General features: G+C 71.2%; 18 protein-coding genes. 11 read left to right on the top strand and 7 right to left on the bottom strand.

Annotation, left to right across the window (positions count from 1 at the left end):
• Positions 1-63 precede the first annotated feature (63 nt).
• Positions 64-210: a hypothetical protein gene (locus JHW38_RS04090; protein WP_207524753.1), complete on the top strand. Its 147-nt coding sequence runs from the start codon at positions 64-66 to the stop codon at positions 208-210.
• Between the two features lie 60 nt (positions 211-270).
• On the top strand, positions 271-1,155 hold the full coding sequence (locus tag JHW38_RS04085; protein WP_207524752.1) for a class I SAM-dependent methyltransferase: 885 nt from the start codon (positions 271-273) through the stop codon (positions 1,153-1,155).
• A gap of 49 nt (positions 1,156-1,204) precedes the next feature.
• On the opposite strand, the gene JHW38_RS04080 is transcribed toward JHW38_RS04085, so the two are convergent.
• A complete protein-coding gene (locus JHW38_RS04080) occupies positions 1,205-2,656 on the bottom strand; it encodes an NAD(P)/FAD-dependent oxidoreductase (RefSeq protein ID WP_207524751.1) in 1,452 nt (483 codons plus the stop codon).
• Between the two features lie 200 nt (positions 2,657-2,856).
• On the bottom strand, positions 2,857-3,393 hold the full coding sequence (locus JHW38_RS04075; protein ID WP_207524750.1) for a hypothetical protein: 537 nt from the start codon (positions 3,391-3,393) through the stop codon (positions 2,857-2,859).
• Positions 3,394-3,791: 398 nt separating this feature from the next.
• On the opposite strand from JHW38_RS04075, the gene JHW38_RS04070 reads away from it, so the two are divergent.
• From JHW38_RS04070 to JHW38_RS04030, 9 genes are all read left to right on the top strand, one after another.
• Positions 3,792-4,124, top strand: coding sequence for a glycine zipper 2TM domain-containing protein (locus tag JHW38_RS04070; protein WP_207524749.1), 333 nt, complete (start codon positions 3,792-3,794; stop codon positions 4,122-4,124).
• Positions 4,125-4,281: 157 nt separating this feature from the next.
• Complete coding sequence (gene alr, locus JHW38_RS04065) at positions 4,282-5,358, top strand: alanine racemase (protein ID WP_207524748.1); 1,077 nt, start codon at positions 4,282-4,284, stop codon at positions 5,356-5,358.
• A gap of 204 nt (positions 5,359-5,562) precedes the next feature.
• Positions 5,563-7,203, top strand: coding sequence for a S8 family serine peptidase (locus tag JHW38_RS04060; protein WP_207524747.1), 1,641 nt, complete (start codon positions 5,563-5,565; stop codon positions 7,201-7,203).
• 373 nt (positions 7,204-7,576) lie between these two features.
• Positions 7,577-9,295, top strand: coding sequence for a S8 family serine peptidase (locus JHW38_RS04055; RefSeq protein ID WP_207524746.1), 1,719 nt, complete (start codon positions 7,577-7,579; stop codon positions 9,293-9,295).
• 198 nt (positions 9,296-9,493) lie between these two features.
• Positions 9,494-10,924, top strand: a complete 1,431-nt coding sequence (locus tag JHW38_RS04050; protein ID WP_207524745.1) for a cryptochrome/photolyase family protein — start codon at positions 9,494-9,496, stop codon at positions 10,922-10,924.
• Between the two features lie 148 nt (positions 10,925-11,072).
• A complete protein-coding gene (locus JHW38_RS04045) occupies positions 11,073-12,533 on the top strand; it encodes a WS/DGAT/MGAT family O-acyltransferase (protein ID WP_207524744.1) in 1,461 nt (486 codons plus the stop codon).
• Positions 12,534-12,823: 290 nt separating this feature from the next.
• The gene (locus tag JHW38_RS04040) at positions 12,824-13,546 is read left to right on the top strand and encodes an OmpA family protein (RefSeq protein WP_207524743.1); all 723 of its coding nucleotides are present in this window, start codon (positions 12,824-12,826) and stop codon (positions 13,544-13,546) included.
• A gap of 439 nt (positions 13,547-13,985) precedes the next feature.
• On the top strand, positions 13,986-14,675 hold the full coding sequence (locus JHW38_RS04035; RefSeq protein ID WP_242691189.1) for a response regulator: 690 nt from the start codon (positions 13,986-13,988) through the stop codon (positions 14,673-14,675).
• A gap of 74 nt (positions 14,676-14,749) precedes the next feature.
• Positions 14,750-18,667 carry an ATP-binding protein gene (locus JHW38_RS04030; protein WP_207524742.1) on the top strand — a complete coding sequence of 1,306 codons (3,918 nt, stop codon included), beginning with the start codon at positions 14,750-14,752 and terminating at the stop codon, positions 18,665-18,667.
• 312 nt (positions 18,668-18,979) lie between these two features.
• On the opposite strand, the gene JHW38_RS04025 is transcribed toward JHW38_RS04030, so the two are convergent.
• The 5 genes from JHW38_RS04025 to JHW38_RS04005 form a co-directional block, all read right to left on the bottom strand.
• Positions 18,980-19,408 (bottom strand): hypothetical protein, encoded by a 429-nt coding sequence (locus JHW38_RS04025; protein WP_207524741.1) that lies wholly within the window; start codon positions 19,406-19,408, stop codon positions 18,980-18,982.
• 273 nt (positions 19,409-19,681) lie between these two features.
• Positions 19,682-20,491: a c-type cytochrome gene (locus JHW38_RS04020; RefSeq protein ID WP_207524740.1), complete on the bottom strand. Its 810-nt coding sequence runs from the start codon at positions 20,489-20,491 to the stop codon at positions 19,682-19,684.
• A 12-nt stretch (positions 20,492-20,503) separates the two neighbouring features.
• Positions 20,504-21,634 carry a copper resistance protein B gene (locus tag JHW38_RS04015; RefSeq protein WP_207524739.1) on the bottom strand — a complete coding sequence of 377 codons (1,131 nt, stop codon included), beginning with the start codon at positions 21,632-21,634 and terminating at the stop codon, positions 20,504-20,506.
• Positions 21,631-23,502, bottom strand: coding sequence for a copper resistance system multicopper oxidase (locus JHW38_RS04010; RefSeq protein WP_207524738.1), 1,872 nt, complete (start codon positions 23,500-23,502; stop codon positions 21,631-21,633). The genes JHW38_RS04015 and JHW38_RS04010 overlap by 4 nt, the downstream gene beginning before the upstream one ends.
• A 166-nt stretch (positions 23,503-23,668) precedes the next feature.
• Entirely contained in the window at positions 23,669-24,121 is a 453-nt protein-coding gene (locus JHW38_RS04005) for a CopL family metal-binding regulatory protein (RefSeq protein ID WP_207524737.1), read from the bottom strand.
• Positions 24,122-24,504 lie beyond the last annotated feature (383 nt).

The following is a 24,504-nucleotide window of genomic DNA, read 5'->3' as shown; positions in this document are numbered from 1 at the left end:
GCGCCGGCACGGAGGCCGCAAGAATCGGAGCAAGACCGTACGTCCATCCACAGGAGAACGTTCATGAGCAATGAAACCAACCTGGATACTCTGAAGAACCTGTTGAGCAACAAGAAGGCGTTGGAAGAATCGGAAGTGACCACGGGCTCGGCCGACGAGCGCCGCTGGTGGCCGCCGTACAACGTCTCGCCGGCGCCGTCGGGCAACTGACGCGTTCCAGCCGCTGGGCCTGCCGCGCTCGCAAGAGCGCGGCAGGCCGGCGTGAACCGAATGGACGACACCCGAACTCATCGCGCCTGCGCCAACGCGGCCGAGTCCGCGACGCCCGCCGATGCCGCCAGCGCCGACGACGCGCCGCTGGCCGGCGAGATCTGGCGCTCGCGCGGCGCCGGCGGCCACGCCGCGGTCGTGCTGCGCTGCGCCGGCGGCGCGGTCGACTACGCCTGGCTCGACCGCGACGCCGCCGACGGCCGCGCGTCGCTCGCGCACTGGGCGCAGGATTTCGACGTGGTGCTGGAGCAAGCCGATCACCTCCACGCCACGCCGGTGCGCCGGCACTGGCTGATCGATGCGCAGGCGCAGCGCTTTCGCGGCCGGCGCGTGCTCGAACTCGGCGCGCATACCGGCGGGTTGACCGAGTCCTTGCTCGCCCATGCCGCCCGCGTCGCCGCGGTGGAGAACAACCCGCGCTGCGTGCGGCGCCTGCGCGAGCGTTTCGGCGAGCGCCTGCGGATCGTCGCCGGCGACATGCACCACGCGTTGTGGGAACTGGAGCCGGGCGAGTTCGACGTGGTGGTCTGCGCCGGCGTGCTCTATCACTCCGCGCATCCGTTCCTGCTGCTGGAGGCGATGGCGCACCTGCGGCCGCAAGCGATCCTGATCGACACTCTCGACGACGGCATCGCCGGGCTGCGGGTGTCGGTGCCGAACCTGATCAACAGCTGCAACTACCGCTACAACCGGCGCCCGGACTGCGGGTTCTCGCTGGTGCTCGGCGAAGATTTGATCGCCCAGGCATTGGCCCGCCTGGGCTATGCGATGGGGCAGCGCATCGACACCGCGGCCGCGCAGATCGCGCCGGAACACGACAGCGACTATTTCCAGCAGTGGCGGCGCAGCCTGTCGGCGTGGTTCGTGCGCGACGGCGCGGCCTGAGCGGGTCGCGGCCGCGGGCCGGGCGTCGCCGCGCCCGGATCCGGCAGACTCAGCTCCAGGCCTGGCGCACTTGCGCGAAGTAGTCGCGGAAGAACGGCACCATGCGCGCGCGATCGGCGGCGACGATGGCCAGCAGCTCCGGCGCCAGCACGTATTCGTCTTCGCCCAGATCGTCGTAAAGGCCGTTGATCATCTGTTCGTAGAAGCGCGGAAACGCGTGGTGCCAGCCGATCCGCGGCAGCCGCATGCTGTGTTCGGCGCCCATCGCGACATAGTGCTTGAGCGCTTCGGCGCGCGCGCTTTGCGCGGTGTAGAGGCGGATCGGCCGGCGCTCGGGGGCGAAGGTTTCCTCGAACAGCCCCGGCCCGCCGCACAGGCGGTCGGCGAGGTGCTGGCCGAGCAGCGGCGACAGGAACAGGCCGTCGCGGTAGGTGCCGGCCAGCAGCCACAGCCCCTCGACCGAGGTCGGACCGATCAGCGGGCAGGTGTCGATCGCGACCGGACGGTTGCCGGCCTGCCACGCCACCAGTTGCGCGGCGCACAGGTCCTGGTCGAGCTGGTCGAGCGCGCATTCGAGCAGGAACGACATGTCCGCCGGCGAGGTGCGCAGCATCGGTTGCGCGAACAAGGTGTTGGTGGCGCCGACGTACAGCCGGCCGCCGCCGCGCGGAACCGCGTGCAGGCCGCAGGCGAAGGCGCGGTTCGGCGTGCGCAGCACATGCGCCTGCGCGCGCGGGCCGGTGTCCAGCAGCAGCGAGGTGCCGCCGCCGGCGAACAGGCGCGGGATGCGCCGGGCCAGTTCGGGCACGCTGTCGAGCAGGGTCTGCGTCCACACGCCGGCGGCCAGCACCACCTGCGGCGCGGACAGGCGGCGGCCGTCGGCCAGACGCACGCCTTCGATCCGGTCGCCGCGCAGCTCCAGCGCGGAGGCGGTCGCGTCGACCGGCGTCAGGTTCGGCGCGGCTTCGATCAGCGCGGTCAGCGCGCGCAGCAGCCGCGCAGCGTCGATCGAGCCTTCGTTGGGCAGGTACAGCGCGCGGCAGGCGCGCGCGTCGTCGGCCGGGTTGAGGCCGTCGATGCGGTTGGGATCGAGTATCTCGAAGGCTTCGCCGTGCTCGTCCAGGGCTTGCAGGATCGCGGCGTAGTTTTCGTCCTCGATGGTGCCGGACTTGGTGTTGCTGAACACGACGGTGCCGGGATTGATCGAAACCCGCTCGGCCTCGGGCAGCGCGTCGTTGATGCCGTCCAGCCAGGCCGGCCAGTGGCGCGCGGCGAGCAGGCCTTTGGCGAGCTTGGCGCGGCCGGCATCGGTGCGCAGCAGTTGCGCGGTGACCTCGCCGTAACAACCCATCATCGCGCCGGCCGCCGCCGAGGCCGCGCCGGTGCGCGCCTGGGGACCGACCACGGCCACCCGCGCTTGCGGGTGGCGCAGCTGCAATGCGCGCGCCGTGGCCATGCCGAGCACGCCGTTGCCCACCACTACGACATCGAAGTTCGTCATGCCCGCTCCGTCGCGCGCGCCGCGCGCCGGTCGCGCAGCCGTCGCCGGATGCGGCGGCGATGCGCGCGCCGGGTCCGGTCACGCATCATGCGAGCGCCGTCGCGCGCTGGCGAGCGACCTGTTGCGCAGAACGCCAACTTCGATACATGTGTCATGTCGCATGCCTGGCATACCGCAATGCGCGTCGCCAGGCGCGCCGCTCAAGTGCAAGGCGCTTCCCACGCCAGCCGCCGCTCGGCGCCGGCGGCGTCCTTGACGATGAAGCATTGCGCGTAGTCGGACTCGGCGAAGGTCGGCAGCGCCGGGCATTCGATCTGGCGCGCGCCGACGTCCAGCGATTTGGCCTCGCTGCGCAGCGGCTGCAGCGCGCCGGCGGGATCCACGGCGAACTCGCCGCGCTGGCCGTGAGCGTCGACGCGGAACGACAGCCGCGCGCCGTCCAGGCCGATCAGCTCGGCCGCCATCGGCCGGCCCCAACGCTGGATCTCGCGGTCCTTGTCGTCGAACTCGACCACCCAGTCCGGCAGCAGCACCGCATCGCGCAGCGGCATCGCCTCGACCTGCGCCACCGGATACGGGCCGCAACCGTCCTCGCCCCATTCGACGATGCGCGGGTCCGGGTGTTTCCGGTCGGGCTTGTCGCTCTTGCTGGCGAAGGCGAAGCGGTAGGGCGGCTTGGCCAGCTCGGCCGGCGCGGGCGCAGCGCTCGCGGCGGCCGGCGCGGCGGGTCCGCTCATCGCCGCGGCTTGGGGTTCGGGCTGCGGCGCGGCGGCCGGCGCAGGGGCGCGTTCGCCGCAGGCGGCGAGCGACAGGCACAGCGGCATACAGATCAGGGGGAGCCGGGGCAGTCGGCGTTCCATGCGCAGTTCTCCTCTCGAATCGGCGCGTTTCCAGGGGCTTCGCGCAGGCAAGCGGCCATCATAGGCGGGCGGGGCAGGGCGTGGAACCGGTTCCGGCGCGCTGCGATTGTTGATTGCGCGCACGCTCTGCGCATTTGCCCGCGCGCGCCGGCAAAGCGCATGCGCCCGTTCAGCCAACCCGGATTAGCCTGCACGGGCGATGCGCGGATTGACGTTGCAATGACGAGTCCGGGCGCATCGTAGCCATCGCCCTTCCAACTCCTTTGGTGAGTTATATGAATTCCACTTCCAAATCCATGATCGTCGCCGCCCTGGTGTCCTGCGTCATGGTCACCGGCGTCGCCGGCGCCCAGACCAAGTCGAAGAAGACCCCGCACTGCTACAACGTGGAAGTGCAGCGTCCCAAGCAGATCAAGGATCAGCACAAGATCGCCGGCACCGCGATCGGTGCGGTGGCCGGCGGCCTGCTCGGCAACCAGGTCGGCGGCGGCAACGGCAAGAAGCTGGCCACTGCGGCCGGCGCGGTCGGCGGCGCGTTCGCGGGCCGCAAGATCCAGGAAAACCAGCAGAACAAGACCGAGACGGTGATCGAGCGCCGCTGCGACTGACGCAGCCGGCAGCCGCCGTCGCAACACCGGGCCGCGCGCGGGAAACCGCGCGCGGTTTTTTTGTCCGTCGCCGCATCCGCTTTGCCTATCCTGCGCATCGCCTCGACTTCACATTCGCCTCATTGGCGCTCGCGACCGCGCCGCTAGAATGTGCGGCATGGCACGACCGACCTGCGCACATATCCACACCGACGCCCTGCGTCACAACCTCGCCCAGGCCCGCGCGCTCGCGCCGGACAGCCGGGTGATGGCGGTGGTCAAGGCCGACGGCTACGGCCACGGCCTGGAACGCGTCGCGCGCGCGCTCGCCGGCGCCGACGCGTTCGGCGTGGCCGCGCTGTCCGACGCCGAGCGCCTGCGCGCGGCCGGTCTGTCGCAGCCGGTCGTGCTGCTGTCGGGCTTCGACGAACCCGACGACCTGCCGCAGCTGCGCCGGCTCGGCGTGGAGACCGTGGTCCACCACATCAGCCAGATCGAAATGCTCGAACAGGCCGCGCCGGGCGAACCGGTGCGCTGCTGGCTCAAGGTCGACAGCGGCATGCACCGTCTGGGCTTCGCGCCCGAGCAGGTGCGCGACGCGTACGCGCGACTGAGCGCGGCGCCTGCGGTCGCCGACGGCATCGTGCTGATGAACCACTTCGCCAGCTCCGACGAATTCGACAACCCGCAAACCCCGCAGCAGATCGCCGCGTTCAACGCCGCCATCGAAGGCCTCAGCGGCGCGCGCTCGCTGTCGAATTCGGCCGCGGTGCTGGGCTGGCCCGACGCGCACGCCGGCTGGATCCGGCCCGGCGGGCTGCTGTACGGCATCAGCGTGGTCGAGGGCCGCACCGGCGCGGACTTCGGCCTGCGTCCAGCGATGACCCTGTCGACCCGCTTGATCGCGGTCAACCGCGTGCGCCGCGGCGAACGCATCGGCTACGCCGCGACTTGGGAATGCCCCGAAGACATGTGGGTCGGCGTGGCCGCGATCGGTTACGGCGACGGCTACCCGCGCGCGGCGCCGTCGGGCACGCCGGTGCTCGTGCGCGGGCAGGAGACGCAGTTGATCGGCCGCGTGTCGATGGACCTGATGACCATCGACCTGCGCGGCATCGACGCGCCCGCGGTCGGCGACCCGGTCGAGCTGTGGGGCCCGGCGCTGCCGGTGGAGCGCATCGCCGCGGCCAGCGCGACCATCGGTTACGAGCTGACGTGTTCGATCACCCGGCGGGTGCGCTTCGTCGAGGCCTGAGCGCCGTTCGTGACGAAGTTTGCCGACGCAGTGTGAGTTGCGTCGAAGAACCCGGCCGAAGCGCCGCAATCCCGTTCAGTTCGCTCAGAAAAGCCGCCTTCGCCGGGTAGGGGGACCTCGCTGGCGTCACGTTTGCAATGGAATCGGGCACACGCCCGATGGCCGCTCCGGCCGGAGCCGGCCGACACGGCAAGCGGGGTTTCGATGAAGCAGAGCAAGTTGGTGTGCGCGCTGGGCCTGGGTCTGGCGACCCTGATCGCGTCGACGGCGGGCATGGCCCAGGACGGGCCGAACCCCAACCGCGTGTGGGTCAAGTTCAAGTCCGGCGGCAGCGCCGCCAACGCCCGCGGCCTCGCCGCCGCGCCGAACCTCGGCCAGCGCATCCAGGCGCTGCGCAGCAAGCTCAGCGCGGCCCAGGCCGGCGATGCCCAGCTCAACTACCAGTTCGACCGCATCAACGCCGCGGTGATGACCCTGGCCTCGCCCGAGGCGGTCAAGGCGCTGCGCGCCAACCCCGAGGTGGAATCGGTCGAGATCGACCAGCCGCGCTACCTGCAGGCGCAGAGCGTGCCTTACGGCATCGACCAGGTGCAGGCGCGCGATGTGTGGGATGCCAACCGCGACGGCGTCCTCGACACCGGCGCGGCCAACGGCTCCGGCATCAAGGTCTGCATCATCGACTCGGGCCTCAACAAGAACCACGAAGACTTCGCCGGCATGACCATCACCGGTTATCCGACCGGCTGGGACACCGACACCTGCGGCCACGGCACCCATGTCGCCGGCACCATCGCCGCGGTCAACAACGACAAGGGTGTGGTCGGGGTCAGCCCGGGCAAGGTCTCGCTGCACATCGTCAAGATCTTCGGCAGCAACGGCTACAACGGCAGCGGCCACGGCCAGTGCTCGTGGACCTACTCCTCGACCCTGGCCGACGCCGCGCAGCGCTGCCAGGCCGCCGGCGCCAAGATCATCAACATGAGCCTGGGCGGCCCCAACGCCTCCACCGCCGAGCGCACCGCGTTCCAGAACGTGGCCAACGCCGGCGTGCTGAGCATCGCCGCGGCCGGCAACGACGGCAACAACACCCAGAGCTACCCGGCCGGCTACACCAGCGTGGTGTCGGTGGCGGCGGTGGATTCGGCCAACGTCAAGGCGAGCTTCTCGCAGTTCACCCCGAAGGTGGAGCTGTCGGCGCCGGGCGTGGACGTGCTGAGCACCTTCCCGCTGAAGAACGACCCGCTGGTGGTCGGCAGCTCGAGCTTCGCCGCGACCCCGGTCGGCGGTTCCAAGCAGGCCAGCGCCAGCGCCGGCTGGGTCAACGGCGGCCTGTGCCAGACCTCCGCGACCAGCTGGCGCAACAAGATCGTGGTCTGCCAGCGCGGCACCAACACCTTCTACGAGAAGGTCAGCAAGGCCCAGAGCGGCCGCGCCGCGGGCGTGGTGATCTACAACAACGTCGACGGCGCGTTCGCCCCGGCGCTGTACACCGGCACCGCGCCGAACCTGACCGCGGCGACCTCGTCGCTGCCGGCGGTGGCGATCAGCAAGGCCGACGGCGAATACCTGGTCGCCAACCTCGCCGGCCAGACCGCCAGCGTCGACGCGACTCCGTCGGTGACCAACAACGCCTACGAGACGATGAGCGGCACTTCGATGGCGACCCCGCACGTGTCCGGTTCGGCCGCGGTGGTGTGGAGCGCCAAGCCCGCCGCCACCGCCCAGCAGGTGCGCGACGCGCTCGACGCCACCGCCAAGGACATCGACGCGGCCGGCCGCGACGACAACACCGGCTGGGGCCTGGTGCAGATTCCGGCGGCGATCGCGGAGTTGCAGTCGCAGTAAGCGCGGCGGACCGGTTGGATCGGAAACGGGAGCCTTCGGGCTCCCGTTTTTTTTTCGGCGAGCGTTCGCGCGCCGCGGTTGCGGACGTGCCGCTCGCGAGCGCTGTCGAAAGCCGGTGCGCTTTGAAGCGAAACCCATGCATCGCAAGTGCCGGCAATCGCTGTCGCGCTGCCCGCATGCAGCGCCGCGGCTGTTTTTGCACGGATGCGTTGCGCGAGTTGTATGCCGCGCGGCGTTGGGACGGGTATGAAAAGAAAAAACCGGGTAGGGACGGACGATCCCGGCGCCGTTTCGGGGAACGATTCGGCCGAAAACGCATCGATGCACGCGCCGGCCGAGTTCCCCCCCTTCCATTCGATCAGGGATAGTCTCAATGAAGCAGAACAAGCTTGCTGGCGCCCTGTGTGTGTCGTTGGGCGCGATGTGCGCGGCCGCGACGGCACAGGCGCAATTGCTGTCGGGAACCGGTGCGGCCGCCGCGGAGCAGCGGGTGTGGGTCCAGTTCAAGGAAACTTCGGCGCCGGCGCCGAAGTTGTCGACCGATCCCAAGACCTTGCTCGACCAGGTCGCCGCGGCCGTGGCCCAGGCGCACGAGCGCATGAACGCCAACGTGCGCGGCGTCAACGCGCGGCTGGCCCAGCACAAGTTCGGCCAGGCCCGGCAGCACTATCTGTTCGAAGGGCTCGGCAAGGCGGTGCTGACCCTGCCGTCGCGCGCCGCGCTGGAGGCGCTGCGCAAGGATCCGTCGGTGGCCTCGGTCGAGAACGATCCGGAACGCACCCTGTTGGCGGAAACCAAGCCGTACGGCGTCGACCTGACCCAGGCCGGCGCGACCTGGGACGCCGACGGCGACGGCACGGTCGACGCCGGCGCGCCGACCGGCGAGGGCATCAAGGTCTGCGTGATCGACAGCGGCCTGAAGCGGACCCACGAAGACCTCGCCGGACTCTCCGTCACCGGCACCCCGAGAAGCTCCGGCCCGAACTGGGACCTGGACGACAACGGCCACGGCACCCACGTCGCCGGCACCGTCGCCGCCGTCGGCAACAACGGCAAGGGCGTGGTCGGCGTGAGCCCCGGCAAGGTCGCCCTGCACATCGTCAAGTTCCTCGACAAGGACGGCCGGGCCTATTCGTCCGACCTCGTCAGCGCGGTCAAGCAATGCGAAGCGAACGGGGCCAAGGTGGTCAACATGAGCCTTGGCGGCACCGGCTCCAACGGCACCGAGAAGAGCGAACTGCAGAAGGCGTCCGACCGCGGGCTGCTGCTGATCGCGGCGGCCGGCAATTACGGCGACAAGGCCATGCCGGGCCTGCTCGGTTTGCCGGGGCCGGTCAACCCGATCCTGTATCCCGCCTCGTATCCGAGCGTGATGTCGGTGGCGGCGGTCGACGCCAACAGCCAGCGTCCGGCGTTTTCCGAGTACAACAACGAAGTCGACATCGCCGCTCCGGGCGTCAGCGTGCTGAGCCTGGGCCTGGCGACCAGCGACCCGGTGCAGGTCGGCAACAACACCCTGCCGGCCAACGTCTTCCCCGGGTCGGCGCCGCACACGGCCAGCGCCGGCTGGGTCAACGGCGGCCTGTGCAAGGCATCGGAGGCGGCGTTCAAGAACAAGATCGTGCTGTGCCAGCGCGGCGAGATCAATTTCGGGGTCAAGGCCGAGAATGCGCAATCCGGCGGGGCGCTCGGCGTGGTGATCTACAACAATCTCGACGGTCCCTTCGAAGGCGCCCTCAACAACGCCAGCGGCACGGCGATCACCGTGAAGGTTCCGGTCGCCTCCATCAGCAAGGCCGACGGCGAAGCCATCCTTGCGCAGATGGTCGGTCAGGTCGCCACCGTCAGCGGCAAGAAGGTCGCCAACGACAGCTCGTACGCGGTCATGACCGGCACCTCGATGGCCTCGCCGCACGTGGCCGGCGCGGCCGCGGTGGTCTGGAGCGCGCGTCCGTCCGCGACCGCGGCGCAGGTGCGCAACGCCTTGCTGGTCACGGCCAAGGACCTGGAGAAGCCGGGGCGCGACGACAACACCGGTTATGGCTTGGTCCAGATCAAGGCCGCAGTCGCAGAGCTCAAGCGCGCGCCGTAAGCGGCGGGCAGGGCAGGCGGACCCCGGGGCCGGCCAAGGCCGGCTCCGGAGGCGCCGCGCCCGCGACGCGAACGCCGCTTCCCGCGAGGGCGGCGGCGTTTGCGCTTTCGCGGCCGGGGAGGGCCCGCATCGCGCCGGGCGGTGCCGGCAGGGAGGATGCGACGGCATACTGACCGCCCGCACAGTCCGTCCACGTCGATGCCCGAAGCCCAACCTCTCGCCTTGGTCTGGTTCCGCAACGACCTGCGCCTGGACGACAACCCGGCCTTGCGCGCGGCGCTCGACGCCGGTTACGTGCCGGTGCCGGTCTACATCCATGCGCCCGACGAGCACGGCAGTTGGGCGCCGGGAGCGGCTTCCGATGCCTGGCGCCATCGTTCGCTGGCCGCGCTCGACGCCGACCTGCGCAAACGCGGCTCGCACCTGCGCCGGTTCTTTGGCCCGAGCCTGGCGACCCTGCAATCGCTGGCCCTGGCCACCGGCGCCAGCGCGGTGTTCTGGAACCGCCGCTACGAGCCTTACTTCGAAAAGCGCGACACCCGGATCAAGCAACAACTGCGCCGCACCGGGCTGGAAGCGGAGAGCTTCAACAGCGCGCTGATGTTCGAGCCGTGGACGCTGCGGACCAAGCAGGGCGGTCCGTTCAAGGTGTTCACTCCGTTCTGGCGCGCGGCCCTGGCCGATTGGCGCGAGCACCCGCTGTGGCAGGCGCCGCCGTCGTTGCCGACCACCCGCGAGGGGCCCGAGGGCGTGCCGCTCGACGCGCTCAAGCTGCGGCCCGCGCTGGATTGGGACCAGGAGTTCTGGACCCACTGGACGCCGGGCGAAGCCGGCGCGCGCGCCGCGCTGGAGACCTTCCTCGACGGCGCTCTGCGCGGCTACGCCGAGCAGCGCGACCGGCCCGACCGGGTCGGCACCTCGCGGCTGTCGCCGCATCTGCATTTCGGCGAGATCGCGCCGTGGCGCGCGGTCGCCGCGCTGCAGGCCGAACGCACCGCGGCCAACGCGCGCGACGTCGACGCGGCGGTGCGCGAACTCGGCTGGCGCGAATTCGCCCACCACTTGCTGCACCATTTTCCGGACACGCCCGAACAGAACTTCAACCCGCGCTTCGCCGACTTCGACTGGGCGCGCGCCGCGCCGTCGAAGCTGGAGCCGTGGCAGCAGGGCCGCACCGGCGTGCCGATCGTCGATGCCGGCCTGCGCGAGCTGTGGGCCACCGGCTGGATGCACAACCGCGTGCGCATGATCGTCGCCAGTTATCTGACCAAGCACCTGCGCCTGCACTGGCGCCACGGCGCGCGCTGGTTCTGGGACACCCTGGTCGACGCGGATCTGGCCAACAACACGCTCGGCTGGCAGTGGGTCGCCGGCACCGGCGCCGATGCCGCGCCGTATTTCCGCGTGTTCAATCCGGTGACCCAGTCCGAGAAGTTCGACCCCGACGGCGCCTACATCGCGCGCTGGGTGCCGGAACTGGCCGGCCTGCCGGTGCCGCTGCGCTTCGCCCCGTGGCAGGACCCGGTGCGGCTGCGCCGGCACGCGCCCGACTATCCGCCGCAGCCGCTGGTCGACTTGGCGACGGGGCGCGATGCGGCGTTGGAGGCGTATCGAAGGATGCGCGAATAAGGCCGGGATTCGGGAGTCGGGATTCGGGATTCGGTAAGGCGGAACGCTCCGCTTTTGCTGTTCCGAATCCCGAATCCCAAATCCCGAATCCCGCGTTGACGCAATCGACGAGCGCATGATTCACTGCCCCGACGCATCGGAGAGACGCATGGCACAGGCAGAAACGGGGACCGGTCCGCGCCGGCGCGCGCGGCGCGAGCCGATGTCGCGGGTGGATACGGCCTGGTTGCGGATGGAACGCCCGACCAATCCGATGATGATCACCGGCGTGCTGATGTTCGACGACCCGATGTCGGTCGACGCGCTGCGCAAGGTGGTCAAGCAACGTTTCCTCGCTTACGGCCGGTTTCGCCAGAAAGCGGTCGACACCGCGGCCGGCGCGTATTGGCAGACCGACGACGACCTCGACCTGGATTGGCACGTGCAGCACACCGCGCTGCCGGGGCGCGGCGGCAAGCGCGCGCTGGAGCGCTTCGTCAGCCAGCTCGCGTCGAGCCCGCTGGATTCGAGCCGGCCGCTGTGGCAGTTCCATCTGGTCGAACGCTACAACGGCGGCTCGGCGCTGGTCGCGCGCATCCACCACAGCTATGCCGACGGCATCGCCCTGGTCCAGGTGTTGCTGTCGCTGACCGACACCACCGCGCAGCCGGCCAAGGGCAGCGATCTGGCGCACGCCTGGCTCAAGCAGGACGGCGCCGACGTCGCCCGCCGGGTCGGTTCGGTCGACCGCTACATGAAGCTCGGCAGCCGCGCGCTCGAGAAGGGCATGGAGATGTACCGCGACCCGACCCTGGCGGCGATGCTGGCCAAGGAGGGCGGCGAGATCGCGCGCGAACTGCTGCACGCGCTGTCGCTGTCCGACGACCCGCCGTCGATGCTGCGCGGCAAGCTCGGCGTGTCCAAGCGCGTGGCCTGGGCCGAGCCGCTGGACCTGGAGGAGGTCAAGGCGGTCGGCCGCGCCTGCGACTGCACGGTCAACGACGTGCTGATGGCGACCGCGGCCGGCGCATTGCGCAGCTACATGATCGAGCGCGGCGACGCGATCGACGGGGTGACCATCCGCGCGACCGTGCCGGTCAACCTGCGGCCGCTGGAGCACGCGCGCAAGCTCGGCAACCACTTCGGCCTGGTGTTCCTCGACCTGCCGGTCGGCGAGGACAACCCGATCCGCCGGGTCGAGCGCGTCGCCGAGTGCATGAACAATCTCAAGAATTCGCGCCAAGCGATTGTCGCATTTGGACTTTTGGCCGCGCTCGGCATGGCGCCGGCGCAGGTCCAGGGGCTCGCGCTGGAGCTGTTCAGCCGCAAGGCCACGGCGGTGGCGACCAATGTGCCCGGGCCGCAGCAGCCGCTGTACCTCGCCGGCGCGCGCCTGGACGAGATGATGTTCTGGGTGCCGCAGACCGGCTCGATCGGCGTCGGCATCTCGATCCTCAGCTACAACGGCCGCGTCCACTTCGGCCTGATCGCCGACGGCAAGCTGATCCCGGATCCGGACGAAGTCATCGGACGCTTCGGCGCCGAGTTCGACAAGCTGCTGTACCTGGCGCTGATGGGCAACTGGGACCAGACCCTCGACGCCGAAGGCGCCGCGGCGCTGCTGGCCTGATGCCGACCGGTTTTGCGGCGTCGCCCGGCTGATCGGGCGACGTCGAAGCCCGCGTCGCGGAAAGGGCTGGGCCCAGTTGGTGTGCGAGGCTTGAACCGGTCTGCGCAGGCGGGCCTTCAGGCCCGACGCTGCGCTTTCCGGCAGATCGAACGCCGCGGCCCGCCAGGCCCTCGCAAGCTCCGCGCAAGCATCCTCGCCCGCGCCTGAACGGGCCTGCGCCGCCGTCACTCCTCGCCAACGGCGGCGTGATTAGCTTGTGGGCGCTCCGCCCCACCAGACGAGGACAGCCCATGAAGACCCAATTCAAAATCGCCGTCGCCGCGGCCACCCTGGCCGCGCTGCTCGCCGGCTGCGCCACCGGTGGCGGCGGCGGTTATTACGGCGGCCAGCAGCAGCCGTACCCGGGCGATCCGAACCAGCCGCAGCAGCAAGGCGGCATGAGCAAGACCCAGAAGGGCGCGCTGATCGGCGCGCTGGCCGGCGTCGCCGCGGGCCTGCTGAGCGGCAACGACGCCACCGAACGGCGCCAGCGCGCGCTGATCGGCGCCGGCGTCGGCGGCCTCGCCGGCGGCGCCATCGGCAACTACCAGGACCGTCAGGAGCGCGCGTTGCGCGAGCGCATGCAAGGCACCGGCGTCGACGTGATCCGCCAGGGCGACAACATCACCCTGAACATGCCCAGCAACATCACCTTCGCCTTCAACAGCGCCAACCTGGATCCGAAGTTCGACCCGGTGCTCGACAACGTCGCCAGCACCCTGACCGAGTACAACCAGACCATCGTCGAGGTCGCCGGCCACACCGACAGCATCGGCAGCGACGCGGTCAACCAGCGCCTGTCCGAGCAGCGCGCGGCCTCGGTCGGCAACTACCTGATGTCCAAGGGTCTGGTGCGCGACCGCTTCATCCTCACCGGCGCGGGCAAGACCCGGCCGATCGCCAGCAACGACACCGAGGCCGGCCGCGCGCAGAACCGCCGCGTCGAAATCACCCTGGTGCCGGTGCGCTCCTGAGCCGCCGGCGCGTTCGCGCCGCGCCGATCGCCTCGGCGCCGCGCGCAACGCCGCATGTTCCGATCGGGCCGCCTTGTGCGGCCCGATCGCGTTATGGGCCGGCGCAGCGGTGGCGCGTCCGGCCGTAGCGGGGCGTGCGCGCCGCTGAAGGCCGGCTCATGCGGTCCCGACCGGCAACAACGCGGCGACGATATCGCGCCGCGCGCGGCGTTCGCAGGGTAAGAACGCACACTCCGTACAGGCCGATGGTGGAGGGCGGCGACGCGACGGCCTGCCGCGCCGCTCGCGACGCCGTCCATCGCCGTGCCGCGCGCGTTCCGCAGCGCTGCTTCGTTTCGTCCGCGGCCGCCACGGCGACGCTCGCGACTACGAAATCCCACACGTTTTGTCCGCCTTCTCCCGTTCGCGACGAAGGGGAGTGTCAGGAGGGACACACCGCGTGAACGAAGTTTCCGAGCAGCCATCGGCCGCACCGTTGCCCGTGCGTCTGCGCATCGGCTTGTCCGACGATCATCCGGTGGTGCGCGCCGGGGTGCGCGCGTTGCTGGAATCGGCGGCCGCCGACGGCGAAGTCTGGACCGTCGACGCCGAAGCCGCCGGCGCCGACGAACTGTTGGGCATGCTCGCGGCGACGCCGCTGGATCTGCTGATCACCGATTTCTCCATGCCCGGCAGCCGCGCCGGCGACGGCCTGACCCTGCTCGGGCAGATCCGCCGCCGCCATCCGCAGTTGGCGGTGATCGTGCTGACCATGATCGGCAATGCGCAGGTGCTGCGTTCGATCGCCGAGGCCGGCGTCGCCGGCCTGCTCGACAAGGCCGGCGCGGCCGCCGAACTGGGCGAGGCGGTGCGCACCGTGGCCCAGGGCGGCCGCTATCTCGGCCAGGGCCTGCGCGGCCTGCTCGAACCCGTCGCCGGCGCGGCCCGAGGCAGCGCCGCGCTGTCGCCGCGCGAGAGCGAGGTGCTGCGGCTGTTCGCGACGGGCCATAGCGTGTCGCAGATCGCCGCGCACCTGCATCGTAGCAAGCAGACCATCAGCCGGCAGAAGACCGATGCGATGAGCAAGCTGGGTCTGAAAAGCGATCGCGAAATCTACGAATACGCGCGCACCGGGGGGCTGCTGCCCTGAACGCGCCGGACGCCCGTGGCGGCCGCCGCCGCTGCGCGGCGCTGGCGTGGCTGGCCGCGCTGGCGATCGCGCTGATGATCGCGCCGGGCGGGCCGCAGGCGCGCGCCGCGGATCCGCAGCCCGTGGCGGACGCCGGCTCCGGCGCCCAGGCCGAGCCGGCGCCCGCGTCGGCGCCGCCGGCCCAGGCCGCTGCGCCGGCGGCCGACCCGCGCGCGCCGGAGGCGGCCGACATCGTCGCCGCTCCCGCCGTCGGCACCCTCGACGAACGCAGGCCCGCGCCGATACGCGTCGGCGTGGCGACCTGGGGCAACCTGCCGTTCCAGGATTACCGCAACGGCCGCGCGCGCGGTTTCAGCATCGAACTGCTGGAGCAGATCCTGCGCACGCGCGGCCTGAGCGCGCGCTACGTCGCCGTCGACGACAGCGAAGCGATGGTGCGGGCGCTGTGCGAAGGGCGCATCGATCTGGCGATGAACCTGCGGGTGACCGCGCAACGCAGCCGCTGCATGGCCTACAGCGACCCGATCGAGAACCTGTCGCTGTACGCGCTCAAGCGCAAGGACGACGCGCGCCTGCTCAGCGAGGACGCGCTCAGGCGCATGCGCATGGCGATTCCCGCCGCGCTGCTCGAACACACCCGCGACCGCGCCCGTTTCCTGCCGACGCAGGTGGTGCCGGTGGCCGACGCGCGCGCGGCGGTGCGCGCGGTCGCCGAAGGCCGCGCCGACATCTTCTTCGACGCGCCGTACGTGCTGGACTGGTATCTGCACGACGGCGACTATCCCAACCTGGAACTGTTGCCGACCTCGCAACTGCCGCCGCCGATGCAGCGCAACGATCTGGGCGTGCTGTACGCGGCGCCGCGCGGCCGGATGGCCCTGCTGGAGTGGCTGGACGATCAGATCAAGCGCGATCCGCAGCGGGTGCAGCGCCTGCGCAGCAAGTGGCTGCGCGAGGATCTGAAAACCCATGCCGAGCGCACCGAACTGACCGCGGTCCAGCGCGACTGGCTGGCGCGGCTGCCGCGCCTGCGCCTGGCGCTGGCGGACGGGGCCGCGCCGATGTCGATGCGCGACAGCGACGGCGAGCCGGCCGGCATCGCCGTGGACTATGCGCGCCTGGTCGAGGACCGTCTCGGCCTGAGTTTCGATTACGCGCTCGACCCGGGCCAGCGCGGCGCGATCGCGGCGATGGCCGGGCATCGCGCCGAACTCGGCGTGGTGCCGGTCGGCGGCCTGGCCGGCGCGCACTGGGTCTACAGCCAGCCGTTCGAGCGCACCCCGCTGGTGATCGCGACCCGGGCCGGGGCGCCGCTGGCGGTCGGTCTGGAATCGCTGTCCGGCAAGCTGGTTTCGGTCGGTTCGCTGAAGTCGAGCGGGCCGGCCGTGCTTCGCGCCGCCCCCGATGCGCGGCTGATCTGCGTCGCCGGCAACGAAGAAGGGCTGAAGCTGCTGGGCGCGGGACGGGTCGACGCGCACATCGGCGATCTGGCCGGGATCGACCGCCTGCTGCAAACCCGGTACCGGCCCGGCGAACTGCAGCTGGCGCCGACCGGACTGGAACTGGAATTGGCGTTCGCCGCCGACCGTCGCCTCGCGCCGCTGATCGACATGATCGACCAGCAACTCGACGCGCTGTCGGAGGCCGAGCGCCAGCGCATCCACGACCACTGGGTGGCCACGCGCTACAGCTACGGCCTGCCGTGGGACCGGGTGCTGGCGATCGTGGCGGTGGCGCTGCTGGCGATCGCCGTGATCGCCGCGTTCTATGTGCGCCTGCGCCGCGAATCGCGCCGCCGCGAGGCGGTCGACCGCAAGCTGCGCGAGGTCGCGCGCAATCTGCCCGGCGTGGTGTTCAAGGCGCGGCGCGCGGCCAACGGCCAGATCCGCTTTCCGTATCTGACCGGGCGCGCGGATCTGCTGTTCGGCGTCGACGGCGATCGCGTGGTCGCCGATTCGCGGGTGCTGTTCGCGCGCGTCCACGTCGACGACCGGGCCGGGCTGCGCAAGGCGATCTCGGCCGCGGCGCGGACCATGAGCGGCGTGCACGCCGACTTCCGCGTGTGCGGCAACGCCGGCGAGTGGCGCTGGGTCCGGGTCAGCGCGCTGCCGCGGCCGCAGCAGCCCGGCGAGGAACGCGCCGAGGCCGGCTACACCGGCTACTTCGTCGACGTCACCGATGTCCACCTGCAGGCGCGGGCGCTGGCCCGGGCCAAAGAGCAGGCCGAAGCCGCGACCCGGGCCAAGTCGCGGTTCCTGGCGGCGATGAGCCACGAGATCCGCACGCCGATGGGCGGCATGGTCGGCATGCTGGAACTGCTGGAGCGCTCGCCGCTGGACCCGGACCAGGAGGCCTTGCTCGACCACATGCGCGATTCGGCGCAGGCCTTGCAACGCTTGCTCGACGACATCCTGGATGCGACGCGGATCGAAGAAGGCCAACTGCGGGTCGAACTGGCGCCGCTGCGGCCGCGCGCGCTGGCCGACGCGGTGGCGATGCACGCGGCCGCGGGCTGCCGCAACAAGGGCCTGCGCCTGGACTTGCGGGTCGACGCGGCGGTGCCCGAAGCGGTGCTCGGCGATCCGCTGCGGCTGCGCCAGGTGCTGTTGAACCTGCTCGGCAACGCGGTCAAGTTCACCGAGCGCGGGCGGGTGTGGGTGGACCTGCGCGTGCGCGGCCAGCGCCTGGAGATCGAAGTCGGCGACACCGGCATCGGCATGGACCCGAGCCAGTTGCGGCGCGCGTTCGAACCCTTCCGCCAGGGCGAGGACAGCACCTCGCAGCGTTTCGGCGGCACCGGGCTCGGGCTGTGGATCTGCCGTCAGCTGGTCGAGCTGATGGGCGGGCAGATCCGCCTGGACAGCCGCGAAGGCGAGGGCACGCGCGCGACCCTGGCGCTGCCGCTGCGCGCCGCGGTGTCGGGCGCGGCGCCGCACACATCGCCGGCGCCGCTGCGCGTCGCGGTGAGGCTCAGCGACGCGCGGCGCGCCGACGCGCTGCGGCACTGGCTGGCGGCGCTGGCGCCGGCGCCGCAGCGGGCGGACGAGGATTGCGTCGAGCTGAGTTTCGAGGACGCAGGCGCGGGTTCGGGCGATGCGGGTCTTGTCGGCACGCAGCCGGGCGGCGCCGATTTGATCCGGGTCGCCCGCGCCGGCGTCGGCGGGTCGGACAGTTATCTGTTGCAAGCCGATCCGCTGCTGTTCCTGCATGTGCAGCGCGCCTGCGACTGGGCGTGCGATCCGGCTGCGGCGCGCGCGCGCGCGCCGCGGCGGGCGGCGGCCGCTTCGGTGGCGGGCGGCGCGAGGATCCTGGTCGCCGAGGACAGCCCGGTCAACCAGGAGCTGATCCGCCGCCAGTTGCTGGAGCTGGGCCTCGCCAGCCGCATTTGCGCCAACGGGCGCGAAGCCCTGGCGGCGCTGGACGCGGGCGATTACCGCTTGTTGCTCAGCGATTGCCGCATGCCGGAGCTCGACGGTTACGCGCTGGCGCGCGCGATCCGCGAGCGCGAAGCGCGTGGCGGCCGGGCGCGGCTGCCGATCGTGGCGATCACCGCCAGCGCCTTGCCCGAGCAGATCGAACGCTGCCGGGTCGCCGGCATGGACGATTGGCTGATCAAGCCGATGCAGCTCGCCGAGCTCGAGCGGATCGTGCAGCGCTGGCTGCCCGGCGCGGCGGCGCGCGGCGGCAGCGGCTCGAACGTCGCGCCGCTGCTGCGTTCCGCGTTGCCGGTGCTGCTGCGCGAACTGCCGCGCGAACGCGCCGACATCGCCGCGGCGCTGCTGGCCCAGGACGGCGCCGCGCTGGCGCGCGCGCTGCACCGTTGCGCCGGCGCGATCGCCTTGTTCGACGCGCCGGTCGCGCAGCGCGCGCAGGCGCTGGAAGCGCGGCTGGCGCAGGGTCCCATGCGCGAATCGGCTGCGGCGGTGCGCGCGTTGCTGGACGAGCTGGATGCGTTGCGGCGGCGTTGGCAGGCGCTGGCGGAGCGGGGTTAGGGCTTCTAAGTGCGTTGTTGCGCCAAGCGGCTGTGGGAGCGGCGTGAGCCGCGACTGCGATAGTGCGCGTGCGGCGCGGGTTTCGTCGCAGTTGGGTTGGCGCGGTCGCGACTTGCGTCGCTCCTACAGGGAGTGGGTTGTTGCGGCGGAGCGGCGCGAGCCGAGACTGCGACAGTGCGCGTGCGGCGCGGGTTTCGTCGCGGTTGGGTTGGCGTGGTCGCGACTTGCGTCGCTCCTACAGGGAGTGGGTTGTTGCGGCGGCGCGGTTGCGGCGAGGGGACGCGACCTGCGCGGCGACCGAAAGGCCGGGCGTCAGTGCCGCGCGCTGCTGCCGTCGGCGACGAGGTTCAGCGACGGCGGAGGGTCGATCGCCAGTTCTTTCTCAAGTTCTTCGCGGAACTGGTCGAAGCTGACGCCGCGCTCGGCGAGTTCGCGGTCGGCGGCGGTGCGCAGGGCGCTGGAGCAGCCGAGGCTGACCTGGGCGCCGTCGCGGCGGTGCAGGGCGGCGGCGCGTTCGAGCAGGGCCAGCACCCGCGCCGCGCTTTCGGAGCCGCCGACGATGCGGCCGCCCAGGCCCAGGGTCCATTCGCCGTCGCGGCGGACGATGCCGCCGAGCAGGCGGCCTTCGGCGTCGCGCAGTTCGGCGTGCGGTTCGATGTTGGGCGCGGCCGGTGCGGCGTTGCGGGCGCGCTCGAGTTTGCGTTTTTTGGCGTCGCGGCGGGCCTTGGAGTTGATCGACATGGCAGGCTCCTTGGCCGCACGGATGGCTTGAACGGCATCATAGCCTCCAGGCCGTGAGGGCCCAAGCCGCGCCGGAGTGCGACGAAGTGCTCGGTTTATCCGGGCCCGGCGGAGTCGTGGTGGGGCCGGCCCACGGGCTGCGGGCCTGAAGACCCAGGCGCAAGCTGCGACAGGACCGGTTGCGGCCAGGGCTGCTGGCCCGACGCCGTTCGCCTGCGCACGCAAGGCCTCGCCCGGACCGGCTCCGTTGTCGACGGAGCCGGTCCTCGCCGTTCAGTGCTGGTGCGAATGCCCGTCGGCGTGCTCGTGCGTCGGCGGAGCGGAGGCGTCCGGCCGCGGCGGGTCGCGGGTCTTCGCCGGAGCCGATATCGTCTCGCGCTCATGCCGTTGCCCATGCGCGCTCGCCGCATCCGCATCGTCATGCCGATCCGCCTGAGCGCCGACCGCGTCTTGCGGCTTCGCAACTGCGGGCCCCGCCGCGTCGTGCGCGTGCGCCGCGCCCGCAGCATGCGGATGGCCGCCTTCGTGGTCATGCCCCGGCATGCTCTCGCCGCCGCCGTGCGAATGTCCGTCGCTGCGCGTGACCAGTTCGCGATACCCCTGCGCGTCCAGCGAAGGCAGGCGGCCGAGGAACGCGACCAGATCCCACACGTGGGCGTCGTCCATGCTGCCGCCCCAGGCCGGCATGCCCGAGGCCTTGATGCCGTGCTTGATCGTCCAGAACGCGGACGCGGCATCGACCTCGCGCTGCGACAGGTTCGGCGGCGCCGGATACAGCCCGCGCGACAACTCGCTCGGGCCGGCCTCCGGCGTCAGATGGCAGCCCGCGCACATCGCCGCGTAGTTGCCGGCGCCGCGGCGCACGCGTTCGGCGTCGTCGAGGCCGGCCGGCACCGTCAGCGCGCCGGCGCGCACCGCCACCGAGCGCTCGCGCGCGTACTCGAGCAACGCGTACACCGGCCGCGTATGCGCCGCGTCGGCGCCGACGTCATAGACGCCCGACCACAACAGCGCCGCGCCGGCGGCGCCCGCGGCCACGGCCGCGCCGCCGAGCCGCAGGCCGGTTCGAAGCAGTGCGTTCATGCGCGCGCTCCTTCAAAACCACAGCCGCACGCCGGCGACCAGGCGCGTGTCCTCGACCCGCTCGCCGTGCGCGCGGCGGTAATCGGCGGTGTCGCCGAACGCGCGCTCCCAGCTCACGCCGACGTACGGCGCGAACTTGCGGCTGATCTCGTAACGCAGGCGCAGGCCGGCCTCGGCCGTGCTCAGTCCCGCGCCGGTCTCGCGGCGCGGATCGTCCTTGCCGTAGAACTCGACCTCGACCAGCGGCTGCAGGATCAGGCGGTTGGTCAGCAGCAATTCGTACTCGGCTTCCAGGTTCAACGCCGTCTGCCCGCGCTCGCCGAGGTAGGCGGTGGCGGAGACCTCGAACTTGTACGGCGACAGGCCCTGCACGCCGAACGCGGCCCAGCTTTGCCCGCGCTGCGGACGGAAGTCGTGGCGCACGCCGGCGACCACGTCCCACCACGGCGAGATCGCGCGGCCGTACAGCGCTTCCAGGTTGGCCGATTCGGTGCGGCCTCGCTCGCGCTCGCCTTCGCTGCGCAGCCACAGGCGATCGGTGTCGCTGCCGAACCAGGCCTGGCCTTCCCAGGCCTGGGCGCTGCCGCGATCGGCGTCGACCGCTTCCAGCCGGTTGACGACGATCATGTGGTTGAACTCGGGCGCGTGCTGCATGTGCAGGCTGATCGGCGGGAACGCGGCGATGCGGTCGGCGTCGGTGACCGCGGGGATCGGCTCGCGCGGTTGCGCGGTCGCGTCGGCGCGCGGCGGCGCGTGGCCCATCGCGGCGTGGTCCATTTTCGAATGGTCCATCTTGGAGTCGTCCATCTGCGAATGGTCCATCGCAGCGGGCTCGCCGCTCGCCGCGTCCGCGTCGTTCGGCTTCGCGGAATCGCCGTCGGCCGAGTGGCCCATCTTGGAATGGTCCATCTGCGCATGATCGAGCGGCGCGCTGTCCGCCGCGGCTTGCTTGGGCCGCGCGCCGGCTTTCTTCGTGGCGGGCTGTTTCTGCGCATGGCCCATCTGCGAATGGTCCATGGCCGAATGATCCATCGCGGCCGCAGGCGCGCCATGATTGTGCTGCTGGGCGACGGCGATGCCCGCGAACGGCAGCGACAGCGCCAAGGCCAGCGCGGAGCGGGGCAGGGTAGCGAAGGTCTTCATTCTTCGACCCTCACTTCGCGCATCATTCCCGCTTCCATGTGGTACAGCAGATGGCAGTGGAAGGCCCAGCGGCCGAGCGCGTCGGCGCGCACGCGGTAGCTGCGGCGGGTTCCCGGCGGCATGTCGATGGTGTGCTTGCGCACCTGGAACTCCTGCTTATCGTTCTCCAGGTCGCTCCACAGCCCGTGCAGGTGGATCGGGTGGGTCATCATGGTGTCGTTGACCAGGACGATGCGCAGACGCTCGCCGTAGGTCAGCCGGATGGGTTCGGCGCCCATGAACTTCTGCCCGTCGAACGACCAGGCGAACTTCTCCATGTGGCCGGTGAGGTGCAGCTCGATCTCGCGCCCGGGCTCGCGGCCGTCGGGATCGGCGAATACGCTGTGCAAGTCGGAGTAAGTCAGCACCTTGCGGCCGTTGCCGCGCAGGCCGATGCCGGGGTCGTCGAGCTTGGGCGACACGCTCATCGCGCGCATGTCGATCAGGCGCGGGTCGCCGCCGGGCGCGGAGTTCATCGCGCCTTGATCCATGCCGGCCATGCTCCCGGCCTTCGCGCCTGCGCCGTGCATGCTCGCGCCGCAACCGCCTTCCATGCCCTTGGACTTGCCGCCGCTCATGCCGCCGCCGGACATGTTGCCGCCGCAGCCGCCTTCCATGCCTTTCATGTTCGACATGTCGTGCCCGCCGTGGCCGCCCATGCCGCCGTGGCCCATGTCGTCCATCGTCAGCAGCGGTCGCGGATCGGTGCGCGGCACCTCCGCTTCCAGGCCTTCGCGCACGGCCAGGGTGCCGCGCACATAGCCGGTGCGGGCGTTGTCCTGGCAGAAGATGGTGTAGGCGTCCTGGCCCGAAGGTTCGACCAGCACGTCGTAGGTTTCGGCGACCGCGATGCGGAACTCGTCGACGCTGACCGGATGCACTGGTTGGCCGTCGGCGGCGACCACGGTCATCTTCAGGCCGGGGATGCGCACGTCGAAGTAGGTCATCGCCGAGCCGTTGACGAAGCGCAGCAGCACCTTCTCGCCGGGCTTGAACAGGCCGGTCCAGTTGCCGGCGGGCGTCGCGCCGTTGAGCAGATAGGTGTACGTATGGCCGTTGACGTCGGACAGGTCGGTCGGGGTCATGCGCATGCGGCCCCATTCGCCGCGGTCGCGCAGGGTCGCGGCCAGGCCCTTGTCACGCACGTCGCGCAGCGCGTCGCCGACGGTGCGCTTGTAGTAGTTGTCGTAGCTGGACATCTGCTTGAGCCGGTGGAACAGCGCGGCCGGTTCCAGGTCGGTCCAGTCCGACAGCAGCAGCACGTGCTCGCGGTCGTAGCGGTAGGGATGCGGTTCGCGCGGATCGATCACGATCGCGCCGTACAGGCCGGCCTGTTCCTGGAACAGCGAATGGCTGTGGTACCAGTAGGTGCCGGACTGGCCGACGCGGAAGCGGTAGACGTAGCTTTCGCCGGGGCGGATGCCGTCGAAGCTCAGGCCGGGCACGCCGTCCATGTTGGCCGGCAGGATCAGGCCGTGCCAATGGATCGAGGTCATGCCTTCGCGCACGCGGTTGGCCACGCGCAGGGTCACGGTGTCGCCTTCGCGCCAGCGCAGGATCGGCGCGGGCAGGCTGCCGTTGACGGTGACGGCCGGACGCACGCGGCCGGTGAAGTTGACCTGGGTGGCGCCGATGTCGAGATCGAATTCGGTGCCGCTGAGCACGCGCGGGGTATGCGCCATCGGCGCGGCGGACGCGCCGCGCCACAGGCCGCTGCCGGCGATGGCGCCGCCGGCGGCGAGGCCGGCGACGAAACGGCGGCGGCCGGGACTGTCGAGCGCCGACGCCGCGACTGCGGGGGCGCCGAACGGGAATACGGGCAATTTCATGGAAGCCTTCCGTTGGGAAGATCCGCGATCAGTCTCGCGGTGGGACGCGCGCGGGGCAAGCGCCAGGGGCGCCGCCGCGTCGCTGCGGGCGGACGGCCGCGATGCCGCGCGCGTTGCACGCGCGCGGACGGGCCGTGGGCCGGGCATCCGCCGGCCGGGCGCGCGTTCAGGCGATGGGTGGGCGGATCGGCAGGCTCAGCACGCCGCTCGGCGGGGCCTGCGGCGTGGGCAGGGCCGGCGCGACCGAGTCCAGGCCCGGCGGCAGCGGCACGATCGCGTGGGCGATGCTGGCCGCCTGCAGGCAATCGCACTGGCAGGCGAACTTGCCGCAGCAATCGCCGTCGTGCGGCGCGGCGGGGTCGCCGGAATGCCCGGCGGGGTGTTTGCCGGCTTGAGCCGGCGCGCTCGGGTGCGCGGCGGCGGTGTCGGCCTGCGCCATCGCGGCCATGTCCATGCCTTCGTGGCAGTCGGCCATCTCGGCCTTCGCCGGCACGGTCGCCGCGGCCACGCGCGGACCCATCGCGTGCCCGCCGCTGGCGATCATCGCCGCCGACGCGTAGCCGTTGAGGCTCAACGCGACGATCAGCGACAGACGCAACAGCAGCGAAAGAAAGGGCATGCGCAAAACGGCGGCGAGGCGGTGGCGGACACCGGAACGGGCGCCATTGTGCCCTCAATCTGCGACGGCCGTGCAACCTTCCGGTGTAGGAAGGTTGCCGGCGGCGTTCAGCGCGGCGATCGGCGCGCTGCCGCGCACGCGCTCCGGATCGCTGCGGATCGAATGCCGTCGTCGCGCTGCGATGGCGTCAAGGGAACCCGAAACATCGCGCGGGCAGTGCGGTCGTGCAGCGTCCGTCCGTGCCGAACCGGTCGTGCGACGATCTTGATCGTGTGTAACCGCATGACGCTCGTCGCAAGCCGATACGCGCGCTTGTGATGCGGATCGCAGCAACGACGATTGAAGCGAATCCTGCTGCGGGCGTAATCGCGCGCACGACCGTA

This window comes from Lysobacter enzymogenes, from assembly GCF_017355525.1.
GTDB classification, from domain to species: domain Bacteria; phylum Pseudomonadota; class Gammaproteobacteria; order Xanthomonadales; family Xanthomonadaceae; genus Lysobacter; species Lysobacter enzymogenes_C.
This window is presented reverse-complemented; position numbering and strand designations above follow the sequence as displayed.

Excerpts from the sequence above, each read along its gene's own strand:
- JHW38_RS04045 (WP_207524744.1), top strand. The coding sequence starts at position 11,073 with ATGGCACAGGCAGAAACGGGGACCGGTCCGCGCCGGCGCGCGCGGCGC.
- JHW38_RS04020 (WP_207524740.1), bottom strand. The coding sequence starts at position 20,491 with ATGAACGCACTGCTTCGAACCGGCCTGCGGCTCGGCGGCGCGGCCGTG.
- JHW38_RS04010 (WP_207524738.1), bottom strand. The coding sequence starts at position 23,502 with ATGAAATTGCCCGTATTCCCGTTCGGCGCCCCCGCAGTCGCGGCGTCG.
- JHW38_RS04075 (WP_207524750.1), bottom strand. The coding sequence starts at position 3,393 with ATGAGCGGACCCGCCGCGCCGGCCGCCGCGAGCGCTGCGCCCGCGCCG.
- JHW38_RS04015 (WP_207524739.1), bottom strand. The coding sequence starts at position 21,634 with ATGAAGACCTTCGCTACCCTGCCCCGCTCCGCGCTGGCCTTGGCGCTG.
- JHW38_RS04050 (WP_207524745.1), top strand. The coding sequence starts at position 9,494 with ATGCCCGAAGCCCAACCTCTCGCCTTGGTCTGGTTCCGCAACGACCTG.
- JHW38_RS04025 (WP_207524741.1), bottom strand. The coding sequence starts at position 19,408 with ATGTCGATCAACTCCAAGGCCCGCCGCGACGCCAAAAAACGCAAACTC.
- JHW38_RS04055 (WP_207524746.1), top strand. The coding sequence starts at position 7,577 with ATGAAGCAGAACAAGCTTGCTGGCGCCCTGTGTGTGTCGTTGGGCGCG.
- JHW38_RS04005 (WP_207524737.1), bottom strand. The coding sequence starts at position 24,121 with ATGCCCTTTCTTTCGCTGCTGTTGCGTCTGTCGCTGATCGTCGCGTTG.
- JHW38_RS04080 (WP_207524751.1), bottom strand. The coding sequence starts at position 2,656 with ATGACGAACTTCGATGTCGTAGTGGTGGGCAACGGCGTGCTCGGCATG.
- JHW38_RS04040 (WP_207524743.1), top strand. The coding sequence starts at position 12,824 with ATGAAGACCCAATTCAAAATCGCCGTCGCCGCGGCCACCCTGGCCGCG.
- JHW38_RS04090 (WP_207524753.1), top strand. The coding sequence starts at position 64 with ATGAGCAATGAAACCAACCTGGATACTCTGAAGAACCTGTTGAGCAAC.
- alr (WP_207524748.1), top strand. The coding sequence starts at position 4,282 with ATGGCACGACCGACCTGCGCACATATCCACACCGACGCCCTGCGTCAC.
- JHW38_RS04085 (WP_207524752.1), top strand. The coding sequence starts at position 271 with ATGGACGACACCCGAACTCATCGCGCCTGCGCCAACGCGGCCGAGTCC.
- JHW38_RS04060 (WP_207524747.1), top strand. The coding sequence starts at position 5,563 with ATGAAGCAGAGCAAGTTGGTGTGCGCGCTGGGCCTGGGTCTGGCGACC.
- JHW38_RS04030 (WP_207524742.1), top strand. The coding sequence starts at position 14,750 with ATGATCGCGCCGGGCGGGCCGCAGGCGCGCGCCGCGGATCCGCAGCCC.
- JHW38_RS04070 (WP_207524749.1), top strand. The coding sequence starts at position 3,792 with ATGAATTCCACTTCCAAATCCATGATCGTCGCCGCCCTGGTGTCCTGC.